Annotated in this window: 20 protein-coding genes; 11 read left to right on the top strand and 9 right to left on the bottom strand. The window is 69.2% G+C overall.

Annotated elements, in window-relative coordinates; all coding sequences use genetic code 11:
* Nucleotides 1-61: 61 nt before the first annotated feature.
* The 5 genes from AB5J54_RS20870 to AB5J54_RS20850 all read right to left on the bottom strand — a co-directional run bounded on the left by AB5J54_RS20870 (nucleotide 62) and on the right by AB5J54_RS20850 (nucleotide 4,570).
* Complete coding sequence (locus AB5J54_RS20870) at nucleotides 62-1,549, bottom strand: sensor histidine kinase (protein WP_369145425.1); 1,488 nt, start codon at nucleotides 1,547-1,549, stop codon at nucleotides 62-64.
* 6 nt (nucleotides 1,550-1,555) lie between these two features.
* Nucleotides 1,556-2,299 (bottom strand): response regulator transcription factor, encoded by a 744-nt coding sequence (locus tag AB5J54_RS20865; RefSeq protein WP_369145424.1) that lies wholly within the window; start codon nucleotides 2,297-2,299, stop codon nucleotides 1,556-1,558.
* 73 nt (nucleotides 2,300-2,372) lie between these two features.
* Entirely contained in the window at nucleotides 2,373-3,296 is a 924-nt protein-coding gene (locus AB5J54_RS20860) for an amidohydrolase family protein (protein ID WP_369145423.1), read from the bottom strand.
* Nucleotides 3,283-3,618 (bottom strand): antibiotic biosynthesis monooxygenase, encoded by a 336-nt coding sequence (locus AB5J54_RS20855; RefSeq protein WP_369145422.1) that lies wholly within the window; start codon nucleotides 3,616-3,618, stop codon nucleotides 3,283-3,285. The genes AB5J54_RS20860 and AB5J54_RS20855 overlap by 14 nt, the downstream gene beginning before the upstream one ends.
* A gap of 85 nt (nucleotides 3,619-3,703) precedes the next feature.
* Entirely contained in the window at nucleotides 3,704-4,570 is an 867-nt protein-coding gene (locus AB5J54_RS20850; RefSeq protein ID WP_369145421.1) for a DUF2797 domain-containing protein, read from the bottom strand.
* Between the two features lie 25 nt (nucleotides 4,571-4,595).
* Between AB5J54_RS20850 and AB5J54_RS20845 the strand changes: the two genes are divergently transcribed.
* Nucleotides 4,596-4,997 (top strand): hypothetical protein, encoded by a 402-nt coding sequence (locus AB5J54_RS20845; protein ID WP_369145420.1) that lies wholly within the window; start codon nucleotides 4,596-4,598, stop codon nucleotides 4,995-4,997.
* A 26-nt stretch (nucleotides 4,998-5,023) separates the two neighbouring features.
* Here the strand turns inward: AB5J54_RS20845 and AB5J54_RS20840 are convergent, their stop codons facing one another.
* Together AB5J54_RS20840 and AB5J54_RS20835 are read right to left on the bottom strand one after the other, a co-directional pair.
* A complete protein-coding gene (locus tag AB5J54_RS20840) occupies nucleotides 5,024-5,851 on the bottom strand; it encodes a BRO family protein (protein WP_369145419.1) in 828 nt (275 codons plus the stop codon).
* Between the two features lie 124 nt (nucleotides 5,852-5,975).
* A complete protein-coding gene (locus AB5J54_RS20835; protein WP_369145418.1) occupies nucleotides 5,976-6,341 on the bottom strand; it encodes a PH domain-containing protein in 366 nt (121 codons plus the stop codon).
* A gap of 122 nt (nucleotides 6,342-6,463) precedes the next feature.
* On the opposite strand from AB5J54_RS20835, the gene AB5J54_RS20830 reads away from it, so the two are divergent.
* The 5 genes from AB5J54_RS20830 (at nucleotide 6,464) to AB5J54_RS20810 (ending at nucleotide 12,418) form a co-directional block, all read left to right on the top strand.
* Complete coding sequence (locus AB5J54_RS20830; protein ID WP_369145417.1) at nucleotides 6,464-7,411, top strand: RNA polymerase sigma-70 factor; 948 nt, start codon at nucleotides 6,464-6,466, stop codon at nucleotides 7,409-7,411.
* A gap of 94 nt (nucleotides 7,412-7,505) precedes the next feature.
* Complete coding sequence (locus AB5J54_RS20825; protein WP_369145416.1) at nucleotides 7,506-8,699, top strand: NAD(P)/FAD-dependent oxidoreductase; 1,194 nt, start codon at nucleotides 7,506-7,508, stop codon at nucleotides 8,697-8,699.
* Nucleotides 8,700-9,615: 916 nt separating this feature from the next.
* A complete protein-coding gene (locus tag AB5J54_RS20820) occupies nucleotides 9,616-10,218 on the top strand; it encodes a hypothetical protein (RefSeq protein ID WP_362234951.1) in 603 nt (200 codons plus the stop codon).
* Nucleotides 10,215-11,708, top strand: a complete 1,494-nt coding sequence (locus AB5J54_RS20815; RefSeq protein ID WP_369145415.1) for a hypothetical protein — start codon at nucleotides 10,215-10,217, stop codon at nucleotides 11,706-11,708. Before AB5J54_RS20820 ends, AB5J54_RS20815 begins: the two co-directional genes overlap by 4 nt.
* A 176-nt stretch (nucleotides 11,709-11,884) precedes the next feature.
* Nucleotides 11,885-12,418: an NUDIX hydrolase gene (locus tag AB5J54_RS20810; protein ID WP_369145414.1), complete on the top strand. Its 534-nt coding sequence runs from the start codon at nucleotides 11,885-11,887 to the stop codon at nucleotides 12,416-12,418.
* On the opposite strand, the gene AB5J54_RS20805 is transcribed toward AB5J54_RS20810, so the two are convergent.
* Entirely contained in the window at nucleotides 12,396-13,742 is a 1,347-nt protein-coding gene (locus tag AB5J54_RS20805; RefSeq protein ID WP_369145413.1) for a hypothetical protein, read from the bottom strand. The genes AB5J54_RS20810 and AB5J54_RS20805 overlap by 23 nt on opposite strands.
* 123 nt (nucleotides 13,743-13,865) lie before the next feature.
* Between AB5J54_RS20805 and AB5J54_RS20800 the strand changes: the two genes are divergently transcribed.
* The 5 genes from AB5J54_RS20800 to AB5J54_RS20780 all read left to right on the top strand — a co-directional run bounded on the left by AB5J54_RS20800 (nucleotide 13,866) and on the right by AB5J54_RS20780 (nucleotide 16,829).
* Entirely contained in the window at nucleotides 13,866-14,066 is a 201-nt protein-coding gene (locus AB5J54_RS20800) for a hypothetical protein (protein ID WP_369145412.1), read from the top strand.
* The gene (locus AB5J54_RS20795; RefSeq protein ID WP_369145411.1) at nucleotides 14,066-14,395 is read left to right on the top strand and encodes a hypothetical protein; all 330 of its coding nucleotides are present in this window, start codon (nucleotides 14,066-14,068) and stop codon (nucleotides 14,393-14,395) included. The genes AB5J54_RS20800 and AB5J54_RS20795 overlap by 1 nt, the downstream gene beginning before the upstream one ends.
* A 193-nt stretch (nucleotides 14,396-14,588) precedes the next feature.
* Complete coding sequence (locus AB5J54_RS20790; protein WP_369145410.1) at nucleotides 14,589-15,713, top strand: radical SAM protein; 1,125 nt, start codon at nucleotides 14,589-14,591, stop codon at nucleotides 15,711-15,713.
* Nucleotides 15,710-15,874: a hypothetical protein gene (locus AB5J54_RS20785; protein WP_164494953.1), complete on the top strand. Its 165-nt coding sequence runs from the start codon at nucleotides 15,710-15,712 to the stop codon at nucleotides 15,872-15,874. The genes AB5J54_RS20790 and AB5J54_RS20785 overlap by 4 nt, the downstream gene beginning before the upstream one ends.
* Before the next feature lie 88 nt (nucleotides 15,875-15,962).
* The gene (locus AB5J54_RS20780) at nucleotides 15,963-16,829 is read left to right on the top strand and encodes a GNAT family N-acetyltransferase (RefSeq protein ID WP_369145409.1); all 867 of its coding nucleotides are present in this window, start codon (nucleotides 15,963-15,965) and stop codon (nucleotides 16,827-16,829) included.
* 146 nt (nucleotides 16,830-16,975) lie between these two features.
* On the opposite strand, the gene AB5J54_RS20775 is transcribed toward AB5J54_RS20780, so the two are convergent.
* Nucleotides 16,976-17,242, bottom strand: coding sequence for a hypothetical protein (locus AB5J54_RS20775; protein WP_369145408.1), 267 nt, complete (start codon nucleotides 17,240-17,242; stop codon nucleotides 16,976-16,978).
* Nucleotides 17,243-17,260 lie beyond the last annotated feature (18 nt).

Genomic DNA, 17,260 nt, shown 5'->3' with positions numbered 1-17,260 from the left:
CTCCCGGGCCCCGCTGTCACGGCTGTGTGATGAGCCTGTGGCCCGCCTGTGAGTCCTGCTGTCAGGCCCGGTTCACGGGGAGCCGGACGGTGAAGACGGTCCGCCCCGGGGCGCTCTCGACGGTCACCTCTCCGCCGTGGGCGAGCACGACCGCGCGGACGATGGCGAGGCCGAGGCCGGTGGATCCGGCGTGCCGGGAGCGGGAGGCGTCGCCGCGCGCGAAGCGTTCGAAGACGGCCGGGAGCAGCGCGGGCGGGATGCCGGGGCCGTCGTCCTCGATCTCGACGAACGCCGCCGCCGGTTCCGTACGGACGCGCGCGGTGACCTTGGTGCCGGGCGGGGTGTGGGTGCGGGCGTTGGCGAGGAGGTTGACCAGGACCTGCTGGAGGCGGGCGCCGTCGGCCCGTACGACCGCGGCGGCCGTGGGCAGTTCGAGGCGCCAGTGGTGGTCGGGTCCGGCGGCGCGGGCGTCGCTGACGGCGTCCACGACGAGCGGGACGAGGTCGAGCGTCTCGTACGAGAGGGGCCGGCCGGCGTCGAGCCGGGCGAGCAGCAGGAGGTCCTCGACCAGGCCCGTCATCCGGGTGGCCTCGGACTCGATGCGGAGGAGGGCGTGCCGGGTGTCGGGTCCGCACTCCTCGTGGCCGCGCCGGGTGAGCTCCGCGTACCCCCGGATCGAGGCGAGCGGGGTGCGCAGCTCATGGCTGGCGTCCGCGACGAACTGCCGCACCCGGGTCTCGCTCTGCTGGCGGGCGTCGAAGGCCGAGTGGACGTGGTCGAGCATCCGGTTGAGGGCCGCGCCGACCTGACCGACCTCGGTGCGCGGATCGGCCTCCGCCTCCGGGACGCGCTGATGGAGCGCCACTTCCCCGCTGTGCAGGGGCAACCGGGCGACCTGACGGGCGGTGATGGCGACCCGCCGCAGCGGGCGGAGGGCGACCCGGACGAGCACGGTCCCGGCGAGCGAGGCGGCGACCAGCCCGGCGCCGGTGACGCTCAGCTCGACGAGGACGAGGGTGGAGAGGGCGTCCTCGACCTCGGTGAGGGGGATGCCGGTGAGGAACTCGCCGTGGGCCCCGGCGGAGTACTGGACCCGGTACGAGCCGAGGCCGCCGGGCAGTTCCACGGTGTGCGGCCGGCCGTCCCGGGGGACGGCTGCGAGGGCGGCCGTCTGGGCCTCGTCGAGTTTCTCGACCCGGAAGTGCACACCGTACGCACCGCTGTCCTCGGTCTCCGCCTGATATCCGGCGGAGGAGACGCCGTCGCCCGTGAGCACGGCCCCGAGCGTGCCGTTCGGCACGCCGCGATCGACGACGAAACCGAGCGGGTCCCGGCTCCGCACCGGATCGGGCGCGCCCATGGCGATCGGCGGCCCGGCGGCCCGGTTCGAGACGGCCCGCACCTGCTCGTCGGCCTGGTCGTACAGGTACGAGCGGAACGCGATCGTCGTGACCGTGCCGATCACCGCCGCGACGACCGCGATCAGCGCGACCGCCGACACGACGAGCCGGGTCCGCAGCGACCACGGCCGCCGTACGCCACGCAGCACGGTCCCCTACTCCCCCGGCTTGATCAGATACCCGGCCCCGCGCCGGGTGTGGATCATCGGCGGGCGGCCCGCGTCGATCTTCCGGCGCAGATAGGAGATGTAGAGCTCGACGACGTTGGCCTGGCCGCCGAAGTCGTACGACCAGACCCGGTCGAGGATCTGCGCCTTGCTGAGCACCCGGCGCGGATTGCGCATGAGGTAGCGCAGCAGCTCGAACTCGGTCGCGGTGAGGTGGATGGACTCGCCGCCCCGGGTGACCTCGTGGCTGTCCTCGTCGAGGGTCAGGTCCCCCACGACGAGCAGGGACTCGCTGCGCGTCTGCGCGGCCCCGGACCTGCGGATGAGGCCGCGCAGCCGGGCCACGACCTCCTCCAGGCTGAAGGGCTTGGTCACGTAGTCGTCGCCGCCGGCGGTGAGCCCGGCGATGCGGTCCTCGACGGCGTCCTTCGCCGTCAGGAACAGCACGGGTACGTCGGGCAGCTCGCGGCGGATCGACCCCAGCAGGTTCAGCCCGTCGACGTCCGGGAGCATGATGTCGAGGATGACGACGTCGGGCCGGAACTCGCGCGCGGAGCGGAGCGCGGTGGCCCCGTCCCCGGCGCTGCGGACCTGCCAGCCCTCGTAGCGCAGGGCCATGGAGAGCAGCTCGGCGAGCGAGGCCTCGTCGTCGACGACGAGCACCCGGACGGCGGTTCCGTCGGCGCGGAGCATGTCGGCGTGGGTGCCGGTGCGGCGTGTGGTGACGGTCATGGCACCACGGTGTCGGCCGCCGCTGAGAGGCCTCTTTCCCTTTCCTGTGAATTCCCTGAGAAAGGCCCCGGGGTCACGGGACGTGTTTCACGTGAAACAGCGCGGCTCCGTTCTCGTACAGGACGCGCCGGAGCCAGTCGTCGCCGAGCCCGAGGCGTTCGAGGGCGTGGAGCTGGTGGACGTACGGATACGGGATGTTCGGGAAGTCCGAGCCGAGGAGGATCCGGTCGCCGAGGTCGAGGAGCCGCTTGCGCTCGTTCTCCGGGAAGGGCGCGAGCCGCTCGCTGAAGTCGGTGAAGGCCATGGTGGTGTCGAGGTGGACGTCCTCGTACCGCTGGGCGAGGTCGAGGAACTCTCCGTACTCCGGCATCCCCATGTGGGCGACGATCACCCGCAGCCGGGGATGGCGGGCGAGCAGCCGCCCCATGGGCCCGGGGCCGGTGAAGTTGCCCGGGGTGGGGCCGGAGCCGCAGTGGACCACGACGGGCGTACGGCTGTCGGCGAGCGTCCCCCAGACGGCGTCGAGCGCCGGGTCGCCCGGGTCGAAGCCGCCGACCTGGAGGTGCACCTTGAAGACCCGGGCCCCGGCGTCGAGCGCCTGGTGGACGTACGCGTCGACGCCCGGCTCGGGGAAGAAGGTCGCCGTGTGCAGGCAGTCGGGTGTGCGGGCGGCGAAGTCGGCGGCCCAGGAGTTCAGCCAGGCGGCCATGCCGGGCTTGTGCGGGTAGAGCATCGCGGTGAAGGCGACCGCGCCGAACCCGCGCAGGAGGGCGAGCCGGCGTTCCTCCTCCTCGCGGTAGGTGATGGGCCACTCGACGCCGGTCAGGGGCCCGACGGCGTCGAAGTACGCCCAGACCTTGTCGAGGACGTTCTGCGGCATGAAGTGCGTGTGCACGTCGACGAGCCCGGGGAGCCCGAGCCGAGTCAGCAGCCCTTCGGGGTCGCCCGCGAGCTGTTCGGGGGCACAGGGGAGCCCTCCTGCATCACTCGCGCTCATAGCCGTAGCTCCGCTCCACCTTGCCGATGTGGACGCTGTAGCTGTCGTACCAGTGCTTCCGGCCGTGCGCCTTGGCGGCCTGGTGCTCGGTGTGGAGGCGCCAGGCGTCGAGGGACTCCAGGTCGCGGAAGTAGGCGACGGTGATGCCGATGCCGCCGGGAGTGCGGGCGGACTCGTAGCCGAGGAAGCCGGGGATCTCCCGGACGATCTCCTGCATCCGGGCGGAGGTCTCGGCGTAGCCCTCGGGGGCGTCGGGACGGATCGAGGTGAAGACAGCGGTGTAGTAAGGCGGTTCGAGGCCCGCCACCAGTTTCGGGGTCATGTGATCACCCTCGCCGGGGCGGAGGCGGGATGTCCACGGCGGCCGGGGAAAGGGATCCAAGACTTTACGAAGGAGGATCCGGGGTTCAGAACAGCCCCTCCTGGGCGGTCTCGACCACGGGGGCCACCGCCGTCACCGGCACCGAGAAGTCCTCGTCCGCCCCGGCGGCCTCAAGGATCCAGCCGCCCATGAGCCGGGTGTCGAGGGCGAGACAGCGCCCGTCGGGGGCGAGGAGGTGCAGATCGGGACCGGCCGCGGCGAGCAGCCGCCCGGTGACGACGCCGCCGCCGACGAGCTCGGCGACCGTGCCGTCGAGCGGCGGCAGCCCGGCGAGGCGGAAGGCCTCCACGTGGTCGCGCGCGGCGAACTCCAGCGGCTCCAGGGTCTCCGTCCAGCCGCCGACCGCCCGGGCGCTCCGGTACAGCTCCTCGACCTCGCGGGCCCGGTCCGCGGCCGGCGGCAGGGCGTGCCGGGCGGCCCGCTTGCGCTCGTACGCCACCCGGTCGGGCACGCCGAGCGCCTGCCGCAGGACCTCCTCGGTGCGGCGGGCGGCCATCAGCGGACCCCGGCCGAGCCAGCTGAACGCGACGGCCCCCTGCTCCAGGAGCCGGGCCTCGCCGCGGGCCTCGGCGGTGATCCCGACCTTGGTCATGCCGGGCCCGAACCAGGCCAGGTAGACGCGGTACGGCTGCGGGTCGTCCGCGAGGGTGTCGGCCGCGACGGAATGGGCCCGGTCGAGCCGCGCGCACTCCGGACACCGCCCGCCGGTGGCCCGCCCCGGGACGACGGCCTCCAGGGGGCAGGGATTGCCGCGGGCCCCGGGACACCGCCGGACCCCGACGGCCCGGAAGGCGAGCCGCTGCCCGTACGTGAGCGTGCTGACGCGCCCGCCCCGCCACCGGAGCCCGGGCACGCCGCCGCCCCAGCCGATCCCCCGGCACCACCACTCCACGCGCCCACCTCTCTACCCTGCTCCGGTGTCCAGTCTCCGCCACATCCGCTTCCAGTCCCCGACCCGCAGCCCGCGGGGCCACCACCCCGGCGTCTTCGGCCTCGCCAACGCGCTGGCCCGGGAGGGACGGCTCTCCCCCGAGGAGTGGAGGATCTGGCGCGCCTCGAACGACTGGTACGACGCGCACTTCCCGAACCCGACGACGGTGGACCCGACGGTCTACGACCCGGCGGTGAACCCGGGGGCCGCCGCCTGGTTCCGGCCGACGGCGACCGAGGCGCTGGCCCGGGTCGCCCCGTACCTGCGCATCCTGCGGGACCACGGCGTGCCCTGCGTACGCCTGGAGTCGGCGGACCCGGGCCGGATCGTGTACGAGGACGCGTACCAGGTGGTGGCGGTGGACCAGGTCTCTCAGGGCAGCACGTAGATGCGGGTCCCAGCCGGCCCGGCCCTTCAGGGCAGCACGTAGATGCGGGTCCCGTCCGGGGCCGGTCTGCCCACCTCGCGCATGCAGCCGCGTTCGAGGAGAAGGCGGACGCAGTCGCGGACGCGCTCGCAGGAGAGGCCCGTGCGGCGGGTGACGTCCTGCGGCCGGTAGCGCACCCCGCCCCGGACCAGCGCGGGGGCCAGGCAGGAGGCCACCGTCCGCATGTCCCCGGTGATGGCCCAGGACTCGACGAGCTCCTGCGGAGTGAGGGCGACGGCGGCGCCGGTGCGCTGGCGGGGCACGGCGAGCCGCTCCAGGGAGTCGGCGACCCTGGAGAGGCTCTGCCGGGTCTCGCGGAGCAGCTCCGCGTACTCGGCGTGCTCGGCATACGCGGCGGCCCGCTCGTCGAAGCGCCCCTCAAGGCGTACGAGGACGTCGACCAGCTCCGGCGGCAGCACGTACCCGGCGTGCACCGGCGAGGGTTCGAGGCCGTATCCGCCGTATCGCTGGACCGCCGCCACCACCCCCGCCGTCCACGCCCGGAACGGCCCGGCCTCCGGTCTGCGGCAGGCCCCGACGAGCTGGACGAGCCCCTCCAGGCTCACCATCCGCGTCGACGCCCGGATCCCGGTGGACCGGCCGGGGAAGCCCGCGCCCCCGCCGAGGTCCCGCGCGGCCGCCAGGCACTCCTCGGGCAGCGCCACGGTCCGCAGCGCCTCCCGCGTCCCCGCGTACCCCAGCCGTCTCGCCACGTCCACCACCGGGAACCAGTGGGTGCCGTCCGGCGCGGTCAGCCGCCGCAGGCACGCTCCGGTGGCGACGTACGCCAGGTCATCGATGTCGATCGCGTCCATCGATCATCACCTCCGCCACGCAAGCTAGGCCGAGGGCATATTCAACTGACATGCAAATCAGACAGGTTCACCCAAAAGGGGAGGGTTTTCAGGGATTCCCCCAAAAACCCTCCCCTCGACCTGCTTACTTGGCGACGAACTGCGTGAGGATCGCCTGCACCTCGTAGATGTCGACGCCCTTGGTGAAGGTCTTCTGGACCGGCAGCTGGCTGCCGGAGATCCAGATCTTCAGCTCGGCGTCCAGGTCGAACGTGCCGGCCGTCTCGACGGCGAAGTGCGTGATGCTGCGGTACGGGATCGAGTGGTACTCGACCTTCTTGCCGGTGATCCCCTGCTTGTCGACGAGCACGAGCCGCCGGTCGGTGAAGAAGATCGTGTCGCGGATCAGCAGGTACGCGGCGTGCACCTGCTCCCCCTGGCCGAGCAGCCGAGCGAAGTCCTGCTGCGCCTGCGCCGGATCGATCTTGTGTGCGTTCCCGAAGAGCGCCATGCCCCAAACCCCCACATCGGATCAGAAAGAAAGATCATCCGACCCTAACTCCCGCCCCGTGAAGCCCGCTACGGCCGTGGGCGACCTGCCCTCGCGCACCCGCCCGGACTAGGATCCGGACCATGCCTCTGACCATGAGCGACGTGGACCGGTTCGAGGCCTCGCGGCCCCGCCTGGAGGCCATCGCCTACCGCCTCCTCGGCTCGGCGAGCGAGGCCGAGGACGCCGTACAGGACACGTTCCTGCGCTGGCAGGCCACCGACGTCGACCGCATCGAGGTCCCCGAGGCCTGGCTGACGAAGGTCCTCACCAACCTCTGCCTCAACCAGCTCACCTCGGCCCGCGCCCGCCGCGAGACCTACGTGGGCGAATGGCTGCCCGAACCCCTGCTCGTCGGCGACCCGATGCTCGGCCCCGCCGACACCGCCGAGCAGCGCGAATCGGTCTCGTACGCCGTCCTGGCCGTCATGGAGCGCCTCTCCCCCAACGAGCGTGCGGTGTACGTCCTTCGGGAGGCCTTCGACTACCCGCACCGGGAGATCGCCGAGATCCTCGACATCAGCGAGGCGGCCAGCCAGCAGATCTTCCACCGCGCCAAGAAGCACGTCGCCGACGGCAAGGCCCGCACCGAGATCGACGAGGCGGAGGCGCGGCGGATCGTCGAGGAGTTCCTCGCGGCGGCCACCAGCGGCCGGACCGAGCCGCTCGTACGGCTGCTCACGGGCGACGCCGTCGCGATCGGCGACGGCGGTGGCAAGGTCCCCGCGCGCGCCAAGGCGTTCGAGGGCGCGCTCGCGGTGGCGACGTTCATGCGGGGCCTGTTCAAGCCCGGTATCGCCAAGCGCAAGGTGATCGGCGGTTCGCCCGACGTCTACGCCACGACCGCGAACGGCGTCCCCGCCGTGGTCGCGGTGCTCGACGGCCGGGTCGTCGGCATCATGTGCCTGGAGGTCACGGCAGAGGGCATCACCGCCTTCCGGAACCAGGTGAACCCGGACAAGCTGGAGCGCGCGACGAGGCACTGGGCGAAGACGAATCACGGAGCCCCCCTCCTGCAAGCAGCCTTCTAACTTTCCATGTGACCCAGATCACACCACGCTCCTGTCAGGAATCGCGGGGCTGCCCGGTTCAAGGGTCGACACCGCGCGAGACAGGAGCAGGCACATGCAGCAGCACCGGATCATCGTCCTCGGAGCCGGCTACACCGGAGCCATCGCCGCCGGACGCCTCGCCAAGCAGCTCCACCGCGAGGACGTCGCGATCACCCTCGTCAACGCCGAGCCCGACTTCGTCGAGCGCGTCCGCCTGCACCAGCTGGCGGTCGGCCAGGAGCTCACGCCCCGGCCCTTCAGCGAGATGTTCGCGGGAACGGGCGTCGAGCTGAAGCTCGCGAAGGTGACGGCGGTCGACGCCGACCGGAAGACGGTCTCCGTCACGTCCGGAACCGGCGCCGCCGAGGAACTGACCTACGACACCCTCGTGTACGCCCTCGGCAGCGGCTGGAACCCCCAGGGCGTCCCCGGCACGGCCGAGCACGCCCACGAGATCTCCAGCCGCCCCGGAGCGCTCCGGCTGCGCGAGCGCCTGGCCGCCCTGCAGGCCGGCCAGTCCGTGGTCGTCGTCGGCGGCGGCCTCACCGGCCTGGAGGCCGCCACCGAGATCGCCGAGGCCCGCCCGGACCTCGCCGTCACGCTCGCGGCCCGCGGCGGACTCGGCGACTGGCTCTCGGACAAGGGCAGGCAGCACGTACGAAGGGTCTTCACCGGCCTCGGCATCACGACGCGCGAGCACACCGAGGTCACGACGGTCGAAGCGGACCGCGTGACCACGGCCGACGGCGACACGGTCCCGGCCGCGGTCACCATCTGGACGACCGGCTTCGCGGTGCACCCGATCGCCCGGGCCACCTCCCTGGAGCTCGCCGACGGCCGGATCGTGGTCGACGGCACGATGCGCTCGGTCTCGCACCCGGACGTGTACGCGGTCGGGGACGCGGCCCTGGCGATGGGCCCGGGCGACAAGCCGCTGCGGATGTCGTGCGCCTCGGGCACCCCCATGGCCTGGCAGGCGGCCGACGCCATCACGGCCCGCCTGACCGGCGGAAAGCTCCCGAAGACGCAGCCGCGCTACTTCAACCAGTGCATCTCGCTGGGCCGCAGGGAAGGCCTGATCCAGTACGTCACCGCCGACGACCGCTCGGTCCGCGCAGCCCTGACGGGCCGCCTCGCCGCCGGCTACAAGGAACTGGTCTGCAAGGGCGCGGCCTGGGGCGTGGCCAACCCGAAGCTCGGCATCCCGACCCGCCGCCGCCACATCCTCCCCACCCCCACCCCGACCCCGGCCAACGCCACGGCCTGACCCCACAACGCAAGAGGCCCGGACTCTCGTCCGGGCCTCTTGTCTGTGTGCACTCGGCAGGATTCGAACCTGCAACCTTCTGATCCGTAGGATCGGGCAGCGCACAAGGAGAGGCCCCAAGAGCCGCCAGCCTTGGCTGCTCGCGGTAGTGGTCACCCGCGGCCGTGTGCCGTCGTTGCCGTCACCGCTGCCGTCACGCCGCAAAGTCACAAGTGTCCTGAGGCACCCCCAAACATACGACTCCCCTTTGCGAACCGCAGGTTGGCGCTAGAGTGCTGGCTGCCGGGCGGCAGCCCGGTGGCAGTGGGCACCCGCAAGGGTGCTGGAGGTGGGGCCCAGTTGGGCCCGCTCGGGGTTGTCCGGTGACGGCCCAGGGGTTTGCCGCACCTCTTCTGTGGGAGAGCACCCACGGGCCTGTGACCCACGCATAAAGGGAAGACCCCGGTCTGCATCCGGGCGCACCACCCTGAGTCGCTGCGCCGGCGTGATCTCAGTTCGTCACCTGTTGGTGGCCGGACTGAGCACGCCCGTTCCGTCCGGCCTTGTTAGAAGGACGAGGCGTTGAACGAGCTCACTCTCGGAACCCTGGCGGTGTTTGGCCTGCTCAGCTTGACCCTCGGCTTCGGCACAAAGCTCGGCCGCGAGGTAGACGAGTTCTTCGATGCATGGCGCAGGCCGGCTGCCCGTATCCGGCGATGGTGGCGTGGCCGACGGGATCGATCCTGATTCGCGTCGATCTTGACCTACAGGACGCCTCGAGAAGGCAACAGTTCACAGCCATACGGCGCTTTCCAGCCACAGTGAGACTGTTACAGGCCATAGCGATAGGAAGTCATCAAAGAACAACCTGACCAACTGACAACGCGATGCAACCAACCCCCTGCCGTGCGCAGCGGCCAGCACGTATGGTCACAACATGCCGGGAGAGGATCTGCATGAAATCGGCGCTGACGGCGCCAGACGGGCGAAGGAGTGGCTGGAGGCCACCACGCGCGTCAAGGCGTCTTGGACCAACACGGACCCCAAGTGGAGCCGTCGCATGACGTTCAAATGGCCCAGCGGAAAGCAGACACAGTTCTCCCTGGACCTTGGCGGCCTCCTGTGCGGTGGAGAGTTCGACAATGACATCTTCATGGCGGAATGTAAGAAATATTCAACGCCAGGAGATCAGGGCACCCATTACCTCAGCTACCTAGCCAAGTGCTATGTGATCGCCAGCAATCCACAGTGCTACGTCGATCATTTCATGTGGATCACTTGGTGCCCTTTCAACGTCCAGGACTGGAACAAACTCCTCTCCAAGGAATGGATAGAACGAGCGCTCCACAAGCACAGCGCGGATGTATTTGGAGAAATACCACCTGAGGAAGTAAGCTCACACATCGACGACGAAGTCGTGGCGTGGGTCGCAGACCGACTCTGGATGATCGTCTTGTCGGAGAAGCAGGAGAAGCTCGTGATAACGCGCGAGCATCGTTCCCTCATCCAGAAGAATGAGGTACTGGAGGGGATCCGGTGACAGTCAGCGAATTCTCTAACGCCCTGCATGCCGCATTCGAGAGCCCAGACCCCCGCGATGCGGTCAACCGGATCAAGAGCGTCGTTGCCCACGAACTATCACAAACAGACACTCGCGCGACCGTAAAGAAGACAGATTTCTTTAACCACAGCTTCGCTCCAGATCTAGTACTGTCCTGGCCGAACGAGCGCGAGCGCTTCGTCTTCCTTAAGTCAGACACTCGCCCTGATGTCCTGCGTGACGACGTCGACGCAATCCGTAAGCATGACCCAATCGTTTTCGCTTTGGACCCTGTCAACGAAGACGTAATCAGCGCTAGCACTCAAGCAGCGGCTGAACGAACAGACGACACCCTCCTGGCCGACTCGCGCGGGATGGAGGTGCTGATTCAGAGCCGCCGTACGGATCCGGTAATTGGTCTAGCTTCAAGCGCAGTTCTCCAGGGAGGCCGCGGCCTTCTGACAGAAAGAGAAGCGGAGGTCATGGCCTCTAGTGTCGCGGCCGGCTTCAGTGGTGCACAGCGTCTCGATTCGGCAGCCACCGGCGCCGCAGTTGCCCAGATCTCTGGCCACTTTGACAAGCGCCGAACTGCGCGCCTCCTGCGCTTCCTCGGTGCCGTCTGGGTGGGCTCGGGGGGAACGCCAGCGAATTTTCCTGGCGAACAGGACATAGCTGGAGACCTCGACGGCACAGCTCTCGAATTTCTGCTCGACTTGCCGCCGATCAACGACTTTGAGTTCTGGCGCAGGATCGGACGCCCATTGACTCTGGAGTCAGTATCCCGCTTGCGCATAGAGGGAGACTCCGAAAACCTCCAGTACCTAATCGGAAGCAACCTTGATGTGCTGCACGCAAGAGCATGCCGAATCCTAGATCGCCAGCATGAATTGAGCGAGACTGAGGGCGGAGAGTTCCGCTGGGCGCTCGACCGAGACATGCTCTGCCTGCGCAGCCCTCGATCTGTAACCTACTTTGCAAGCAAAGTAGACGAGTTGAAAATCGAGGCTCAAGAGGGGGATGGAATCTCCCTTGAAGAGCTATTGCGTCGCGCAGAGCAGCGCAGAATCCCGATCAATGAGCTCGAGCTTGCAACTCCTACACGCACGGTCTCCTATGCAACTGTCAACAGGGATGACATTTCCCACGACGAGGATCTACTGAACCTTTCAAGGACTTTCAGCTCTACCGCTTACGTGCAAACCGCGGTTGCTTCCCTCTTGGGCTCCCGCCCATTGGTCTGCGATTTCCCCAGCAGAACCGGAAAGGGAAGGACAGCAGCCAAGTTCCCGTTGGGCGCACTTGCCCCGGCCGCCCTCACATTGCTCACTTCCCTGACACCGGAAGAGTGCCAAGAACTGGACGAAGTCACCCGGAGCTACTTCGAACACCAACGGGAGCCCACTCTGTTTGAATTGGAGGATCTCATCGAGTCACCGCGTTCCCTTCAGCACGGGGATGACGACGGTGCACGACCTGATATTGAACCGTAAACGGGAGGAAGTGGTACTTATCAGACACGCCTCCCGGTGGGGTGATCAAAGCCAAGGTCGCCGCAGTTGTGAGTAGGCGCCACCTCTATTGGTCAGATCGACGCTAAGTCGCCGAACTCTGCTGTCCTCGAGGTTCGTTCTGCGATGCTGGAGGTCGATCGAGAGGGGCCGCAGCGATGCAGTGGAAGATCCACGGGGAACGTCCGATCTACGAGAACAGCTGGGTGAACTTGTGGCTCACCGACGTCGAGACGCCGGACGGGAACCGCTGGGAGCACCACGTCGTCAAGCTTCGGCATCTGGCCGTGGCCGCCGTCGTGAACGAGCGGCGCGAGGTCCTGATGATGTGGCGGCACCGCTTCATCACGGACGCCTGGGCGTGGGAACTGCCCATGGGTCTGGTCGAGGAGGGCGAGACGCCGACCGACGCGGCTGCCCGTGAGGTGCTGGAGGAAACCGGCTGGCGTCCCGGCCCCATCAAGCCGCTGATCTATGCGGAGCCGGCGAACGGCATCACCGACTCCCAGCACCACGTCTTCCGGGCCGATGGAGCGACGTACGAGGGGCCGCCGACCGAGAAGAACGAGTCGGATCGGATCGAGTGGATCCCGCTGGCCGACGTGCGGGGCATGATCGACCGGCGCGAGATCGTCAGCAGCGGCTCCCTCGTCGGGCTGCTCTACGTGCTCATGGATGAGGCGATCCGCTGATCTGACGGGGCAGCACTTCCCGGAGCCGGGATTCGAACGCCGCTGCGGCCGGTTCGCGGCGGAAGGGTTCCAGCTGTTCGTAGAACTCCCGGAGGTGGCCGGCGACTCGTTGCGAGCTGACGGCCGCCGCCGGGGCCAGGGCGTCCATGGCCGTGTGGCATGCCTCGTCGAGTTTGCCGCGCTGGAGCTGGGTGCGGGCGAGCCAGAAGGCGTGGAAGGCGCGGCCTCGGTGGTTCGTATGGTGTTCTCGGCGGAGGGCGTCCGCGATGAGGGGTTCGGCGAGGGCGGCTTCGCCCAGGCGGCCGTGTGCGATGCCGGTGTCCACGATCAGTTTCGGTTCGTCGAAGTAGGCGACCCAGGCCGGGTCCGGATCGCCGGCACCGATCCGTCCGAACTGGGTGTGGGCTTCCGAGATCGCAGTGTGGGTCGCGCCGTGGTTGCCGAGGGTGGCGTGGGCGAAGGCTTCGCGCATCGCGAGCATGGCCAGCACGCGCGGTGTCGTCCCCCCAGCCGTTCGGGCCTGATCCTGGGCGGCTGTGACGAGTGCGAGGGCGTCGCCGGGCTTGTCCTGGTAGGTGGCCTGGAGACTCATGCAGGCGAGGACGTTGGCCATGAACTGGCGGTCGTCGATGGCCTTGGCCAGGCCGAGGGATTCGGTGAAGTAGGCGCGTGCCTGGTTGTACTGGCGGGCGTCGAAATAGGTCCATCCGGTGAGCCGGGCCAGCTCGGCCGCGATGCTGTGCAGGCCGTCCCGTAAAGGAGCCGGACGCTGCTCCTTGAGGAGGTCGACAACGTAGCGGAGCTGGCCGACGACCGCCGGCCGTAAGGTCTCGCCGCCGTGCTCGTCGTCCCGGCGCCAGTAGTCCGCGATCGACGAGTGCAGCGCGTCCAGTGTCGATGGGCTGAGATCCCGCTCGGCCGCCAGGGCGAGAATGCTGTCGACATCCGCCCCCGGTAGTCCGGCGGCCAGTGGTTCGACGGCTGAGGTCGGCACCTCGACCGGTTCACGGGGCGTGACCGTCAGGCTGGGCGGCGTCTCCCAGGAGCGTCGGGCAAGTCCGAGCATATGTCCGGGGATGCGCAGTCCATCCGAGATCCGTTCGATCACGTCCATGTGCAGCAACTGCCGCCGTCCGGCAATCACCTCGCCCACGCGGCTCGGGGTCAGGTCGCAGCGGCGCGCGACCATCGACGGATAGATGCCTGCTCGTGCCTTGACCAGCTGAAAGATGCGGCCGAAGTCTCTGGCCTGGCATGCCTCGATCATCACTGGGTCCGTGAGCAGGCTGACCGGGAGTTCCTTCGAGCGAGATGGCTCGGGCATCGGGCACGCTCCGGCATGAGGACTACGGATCGCTGCACTTGGTGAACCGAGGGTGATGTTACCCAAGTTGGGTAATCCGCTTGGCCTTTCTGGCCGGTCCCGCGGATCGCGATGCTCATGGCCATGACGAACGGACAGGACGACGTACGGATGACGTTGCGGGTCTCCCGCGACTCCGGCCAGACGTGGGGACCTCGCACAGAGGTACGCGTGGGCGAGGACCCGGCGGTCCCGGAGAACCCGGGCCGCTACCCGCCGTGCGTCTGTCCCCGGTGCTCGAAGCAGGCCCAGAACGCCGTCGCGTCCTTCCGGATGGTGTCGTGATGCAGTGCGTGCACTGGCGCCAGGTGCCCCTCGACCTGGCACGGGAAGCGCGGGAGAAGTCGGCCGCCCCGTACATCGACAGGGCAGTGCAGTGCCAGCTGTCCGCGCACGACGGGGGTCAGCACTTCGGTCTCCTCACCGACGCCGGGGCGTACGGGACCGCACTGTGGCTCCGCTGGCACGGGACGAACGAGGCGGAACTCGTCGTACTGCCGGACTGTCCAGTGGCCGCCCCGGGGCCCGACGGCGAGGGCTGCTGTCTGTTCGCCGACCACGCCAAGCAGCACACCTGGGAAGACGCCCTGGAGGAGGTCTCGTGCACCAGCTAATCGCAAGCCCGCACAAGCCCCGGCGCCCTCGCTCGCCTCGCAACGAACAGTGCGGGGACTGCGGTGGCAGCGGCGCCAACTCGTCCGGCAAGACCTGCGGCACCTGCAACGGGCTGGGCGAGATCCACTGCCGCGCCGGCCGCCAGGGGCCCCGTGCGCTGTCCCGCTCCGTGATCCGGAAGGAGGGCCACCGATGGCCCACGCTCTGATCGCCTCCCCGTTCCTCGACGGACACCTTCTCCTCAAACCGGGAGCAAGGGCCGGCGCCCGAATCTCCCCCGACCACTACGAGGGCCTGCGCCAGGCCGCCACTGACGGTGAGTCGCTTCCCGTCTGGGCGGTGCAGACCGCTGCCGACGTGTGGGGCCTGGACCTGGGTGGCCAGACCGCACAGGGCACCGTGCTGGTGCGCGAGCCGTCCCCGTACGGCTACTGCCGGGCCTCCTGGGAGATCAACCTCGGCTGCAACTTCGGCTGCAGGCACTGCTACCTCGGCGAGCGGCCCTTCTCCGGCCTCGGCTGGGAGGACAAGGTGCGGCTGCTGGACATCATGCGCGAGGCAGGCGTCCTCTGGCTCCAGATCACCGGCGGCGAACCCACCATGGACCCCCACTTCCAGGGCGCCTACCGTTACGCCTGGCAGGCCGGGATGATGCTCACCATCTCCACCAACGGCTCGCTGCTCTGGCGTCCGGACCTCCTGAAGCTCTTCCGCGACTGCCCGCCCTACCGGCTGGTGGTCAGCATGTACGGGGCGAGCGAGGAGTCCTTCGACACGCTCACCCAGCGCCGTGGGGCGTGGAAGGCGTTCCGGCGCGGTATGGACGCGGCGCGAGAGGCGGGGCTTCCTCTGCGCATCAACGTCGTGGTGACCGAGGACAACGCCTCCGAGGCCGACGAGATGGCCGCCCTCGCCGACGAGTGGAACGTCGAGAACCACGCGTACACGAACATGACGCCCACGATCTACGGCGGCGGAGAGCCGCTGCTCGCCCAGTCCGCCGCCCACCTGCGGCAGCGCAAGCCGTTCGCCGGCTGCAACGCGGGACACACCTTCTTCCACGCCGACCCGCACGCAAAGGTCTCGATCTGCAAGGTCGGGCGCGACGACCAGATCGACCTGATGGCCGAAGGCATCGACGGCCTCACCCGGCTCGGCGCCATCGCCGACCGCCTCATGCTTCGCACCGGTGGGTGCGAAGGCTGCGCCCTGTCCGGCACCTGCCGGGTCTGCCGCCCCCTGGCCAAGCACTACCAGGAGGCGAAGGCGCCGCTGCACAGCTACTGCCAGCACGGAGACAAGGAGAACGCCTCATGACCCCGCCCGTACCGGTGACCATCCTCCCCGGCCCGCCGACCTCGGCCCGCCGCGCCGCCCCACCCGTCGCAACCGCGTCGATCACCGCCGTCCAGGACCTCGACGTGATCGTGGAGAGCGCAGAGTGCTCCTGCGACGCCGGGGACGACAACCCCCACTGACCGACACGATCCGGTCAACTCCGTTCAGGCCCCGGCGTGCTCGCGTCGGGGCCTGAGCCCTGACCGGCTCACCGTTAGGGTGCCGCTCATGTTCTTCCGCTGGGACTGGCTCCGGCCCCAACTGGCCGCACCGATCGTGCCGACTCTCGGTCCCGTCCACCCCGACACCCTGACCGTCGACCTCTTCGAGGACACCCTGCGAGCGGCCGACACCGGGGGCTTCCTGCCCTACGACAAGGACCGGCGCTGGGGTGGTGAGAAGGACGAGAAAGTCCTCCGCGAGGATGTGGTCCACCAGCCCGAGCACACCCTCATCCCCACCCTGACTCGGCGCGGACGCGGCACTGTGAAGGTCTTCGCCTACGGGCTCCGCGACAGCCTCGTGGATGAGGCCGCCGAGCTGGCAACCAAGCTCGCCGCCGCGCATGACGTGGTCAACGCCCGGGTCGTACGCCCCCTCGGCCCCGGGACCGCACACCCGCGCGGTACCCGCATCCAGTTGAAGGACTTCACCGCTGGCCCCTGCCCCGCCCCGGACAGTCCGGTCCACCCCGTCACCGCCTGGCCGACCAGCGTGCAGGAGACCTTCGCCCCGTTCGCCGAGGCCATGGCGGGCGATGGCCTGGCCTTCCTCCACACCCAGATGCAGGCCGGCCGGTGCGGCCCGGTCCTCGCCGCCGCCGTCGAGGACCGCATCGTGGGCGCGATCGGCCCCATGGAGATCCAGCCCGACGCCATCGGACGCCCCCAGCTCATGCCCCAGTACTTCGCCGTCCTGCCCGAAGCCCGAGGCCAGGGCCTCGGGCGTGTCCTGTGGCGGGCCGCCATGCACTGGGGCCAATCCCACGGCGCCGCCTACCAACTCCTCCAGACCGAAGTCGACGGCCCCTCCGACCACCTCTGCCAGACCGAAGGACTCACCTCCCTCGGCTTCACCGACACCACAGCCGCATAGCTCCGGGCCGCGCCGCCTTCTCTGGTCTGTGAGAAGGAGGCGCTCTGATGGCAAAGCAGCAGAAGCGAGCCTCGGACCGGTTCGCGGTCCCAGGGGCTCGCTCGTTTGCTGTGGTGGTGAGAACCCACCATTTGTGGGCCGGGAATCTACCTCCTGGCGATGGCGAGGAAGGCGGCAATCGCACCCACGATCGTGATGACGAGGGTTACGCCGGCGACCGCGACTGTGAGCGGGGTCGCGAGCGAGGGGTGCGCGATCGTCACGTAGAGCAGGCCGGCTCCGATGATGAGGATGACGAGGACGAAGAGCAGGATCAGGAGAGGGACCAGGGCCGCGGCAGCCGGGCCTGCGGGAGCCGGGTAGGACTGCTGGGGCTGGGCGGAAGGCGTCTGAGTGGAGCTGCTGTTGGTCATGGCACGAGCATCGTTGCG

This window comes from Streptomyces sp. R44 (assembly GCF_041053105.1).
Taxonomy (GTDB): Bacteria; Actinomycetota; Actinomycetes; order Streptomycetales; family Streptomycetaceae; genus Streptomyces.
Note: the sequence above shows the minus strand (reverse complement) of the source record. Positions and strands in the feature narration are given on the sequence as shown.

Excerpts from the sequence above, each read along its gene's own strand:
- AB5J54_RS20805 (WP_369145413.1), bottom strand. The coding sequence starts at position 13,742 with ATGCCCGAGCCATCTCGCTCGAAGGAACTCCCGGTCAGCCTGCTCACG.
- AB5J54_RS20830 (WP_369145417.1), top strand. The coding sequence starts at position 6,464 with ATGCCTCTGACCATGAGCGACGTGGACCGGTTCGAGGCCTCGCGGCCC.
- AB5J54_RS20865 (WP_369145424.1), bottom strand. The coding sequence starts at position 2,299 with ATGACCGTCACCACACGCCGCACCGGCACCCACGCCGACATGCTCCGC.
- AB5J54_RS20840 (WP_369145419.1), bottom strand. The coding sequence starts at position 5,851 with ATGGACGCGATCGACATCGATGACCTGGCGTACGTCGCCACCGGAGCG.
- AB5J54_RS20780 (WP_369145409.1), top strand. The coding sequence starts at position 15,963 with ATGTTCTTCCGCTGGGACTGGCTCCGGCCCCAACTGGCCGCACCGATC.
- AB5J54_RS20775 (WP_369145408.1), bottom strand. The coding sequence starts at position 17,242 with ATGACCAACAGCAGCTCCACTCAGACGCCTTCCGCCCAGCCCCAGCAG.
- AB5J54_RS20860 (WP_369145423.1), bottom strand. The coding sequence starts at position 3,296 with ATGAGCGCGAGTGATGCAGGAGGGCTCCCCTGTGCCCCCGAACAGCTC.
- AB5J54_RS20800 (WP_369145412.1), top strand. The coding sequence starts at position 13,866 with ATGACGAACGGACAGGACGACGTACGGATGACGTTGCGGGTCTCCCGC.
- AB5J54_RS20855 (WP_369145422.1), bottom strand. The coding sequence starts at position 3,618 with ATGACCCCGAAACTGGTGGCGGGCCTCGAACCGCCTTACTACACCGCT.
- AB5J54_RS20785 (WP_164494953.1), top strand. The coding sequence starts at position 15,710 with ATGACCCCGCCCGTACCGGTGACCATCCTCCCCGGCCCGCCGACCTCG.
- AB5J54_RS20810 (WP_369145414.1), top strand. The coding sequence starts at position 11,885 with ATGCAGTGGAAGATCCACGGGGAACGTCCGATCTACGAGAACAGCTGG.
- AB5J54_RS20820 (WP_362234951.1), top strand. The coding sequence starts at position 9,616 with ATGCCGGGAGAGGATCTGCATGAAATCGGCGCTGACGGCGCCAGACGG.
- AB5J54_RS20835 (WP_369145418.1), bottom strand. The coding sequence starts at position 6,341 with ATGGCGCTCTTCGGGAACGCACACAAGATCGATCCGGCGCAGGCGCAG.
- AB5J54_RS20795 (WP_369145411.1), top strand. The coding sequence starts at position 14,066 with ATGCAGTGCGTGCACTGGCGCCAGGTGCCCCTCGACCTGGCACGGGAA.
- AB5J54_RS20825 (WP_369145416.1), top strand. The coding sequence starts at position 7,506 with ATGCAGCAGCACCGGATCATCGTCCTCGGAGCCGGCTACACCGGAGCC.
- AB5J54_RS20790 (WP_369145410.1), top strand. The coding sequence starts at position 14,589 with ATGGCCCACGCTCTGATCGCCTCCCCGTTCCTCGACGGACACCTTCTC.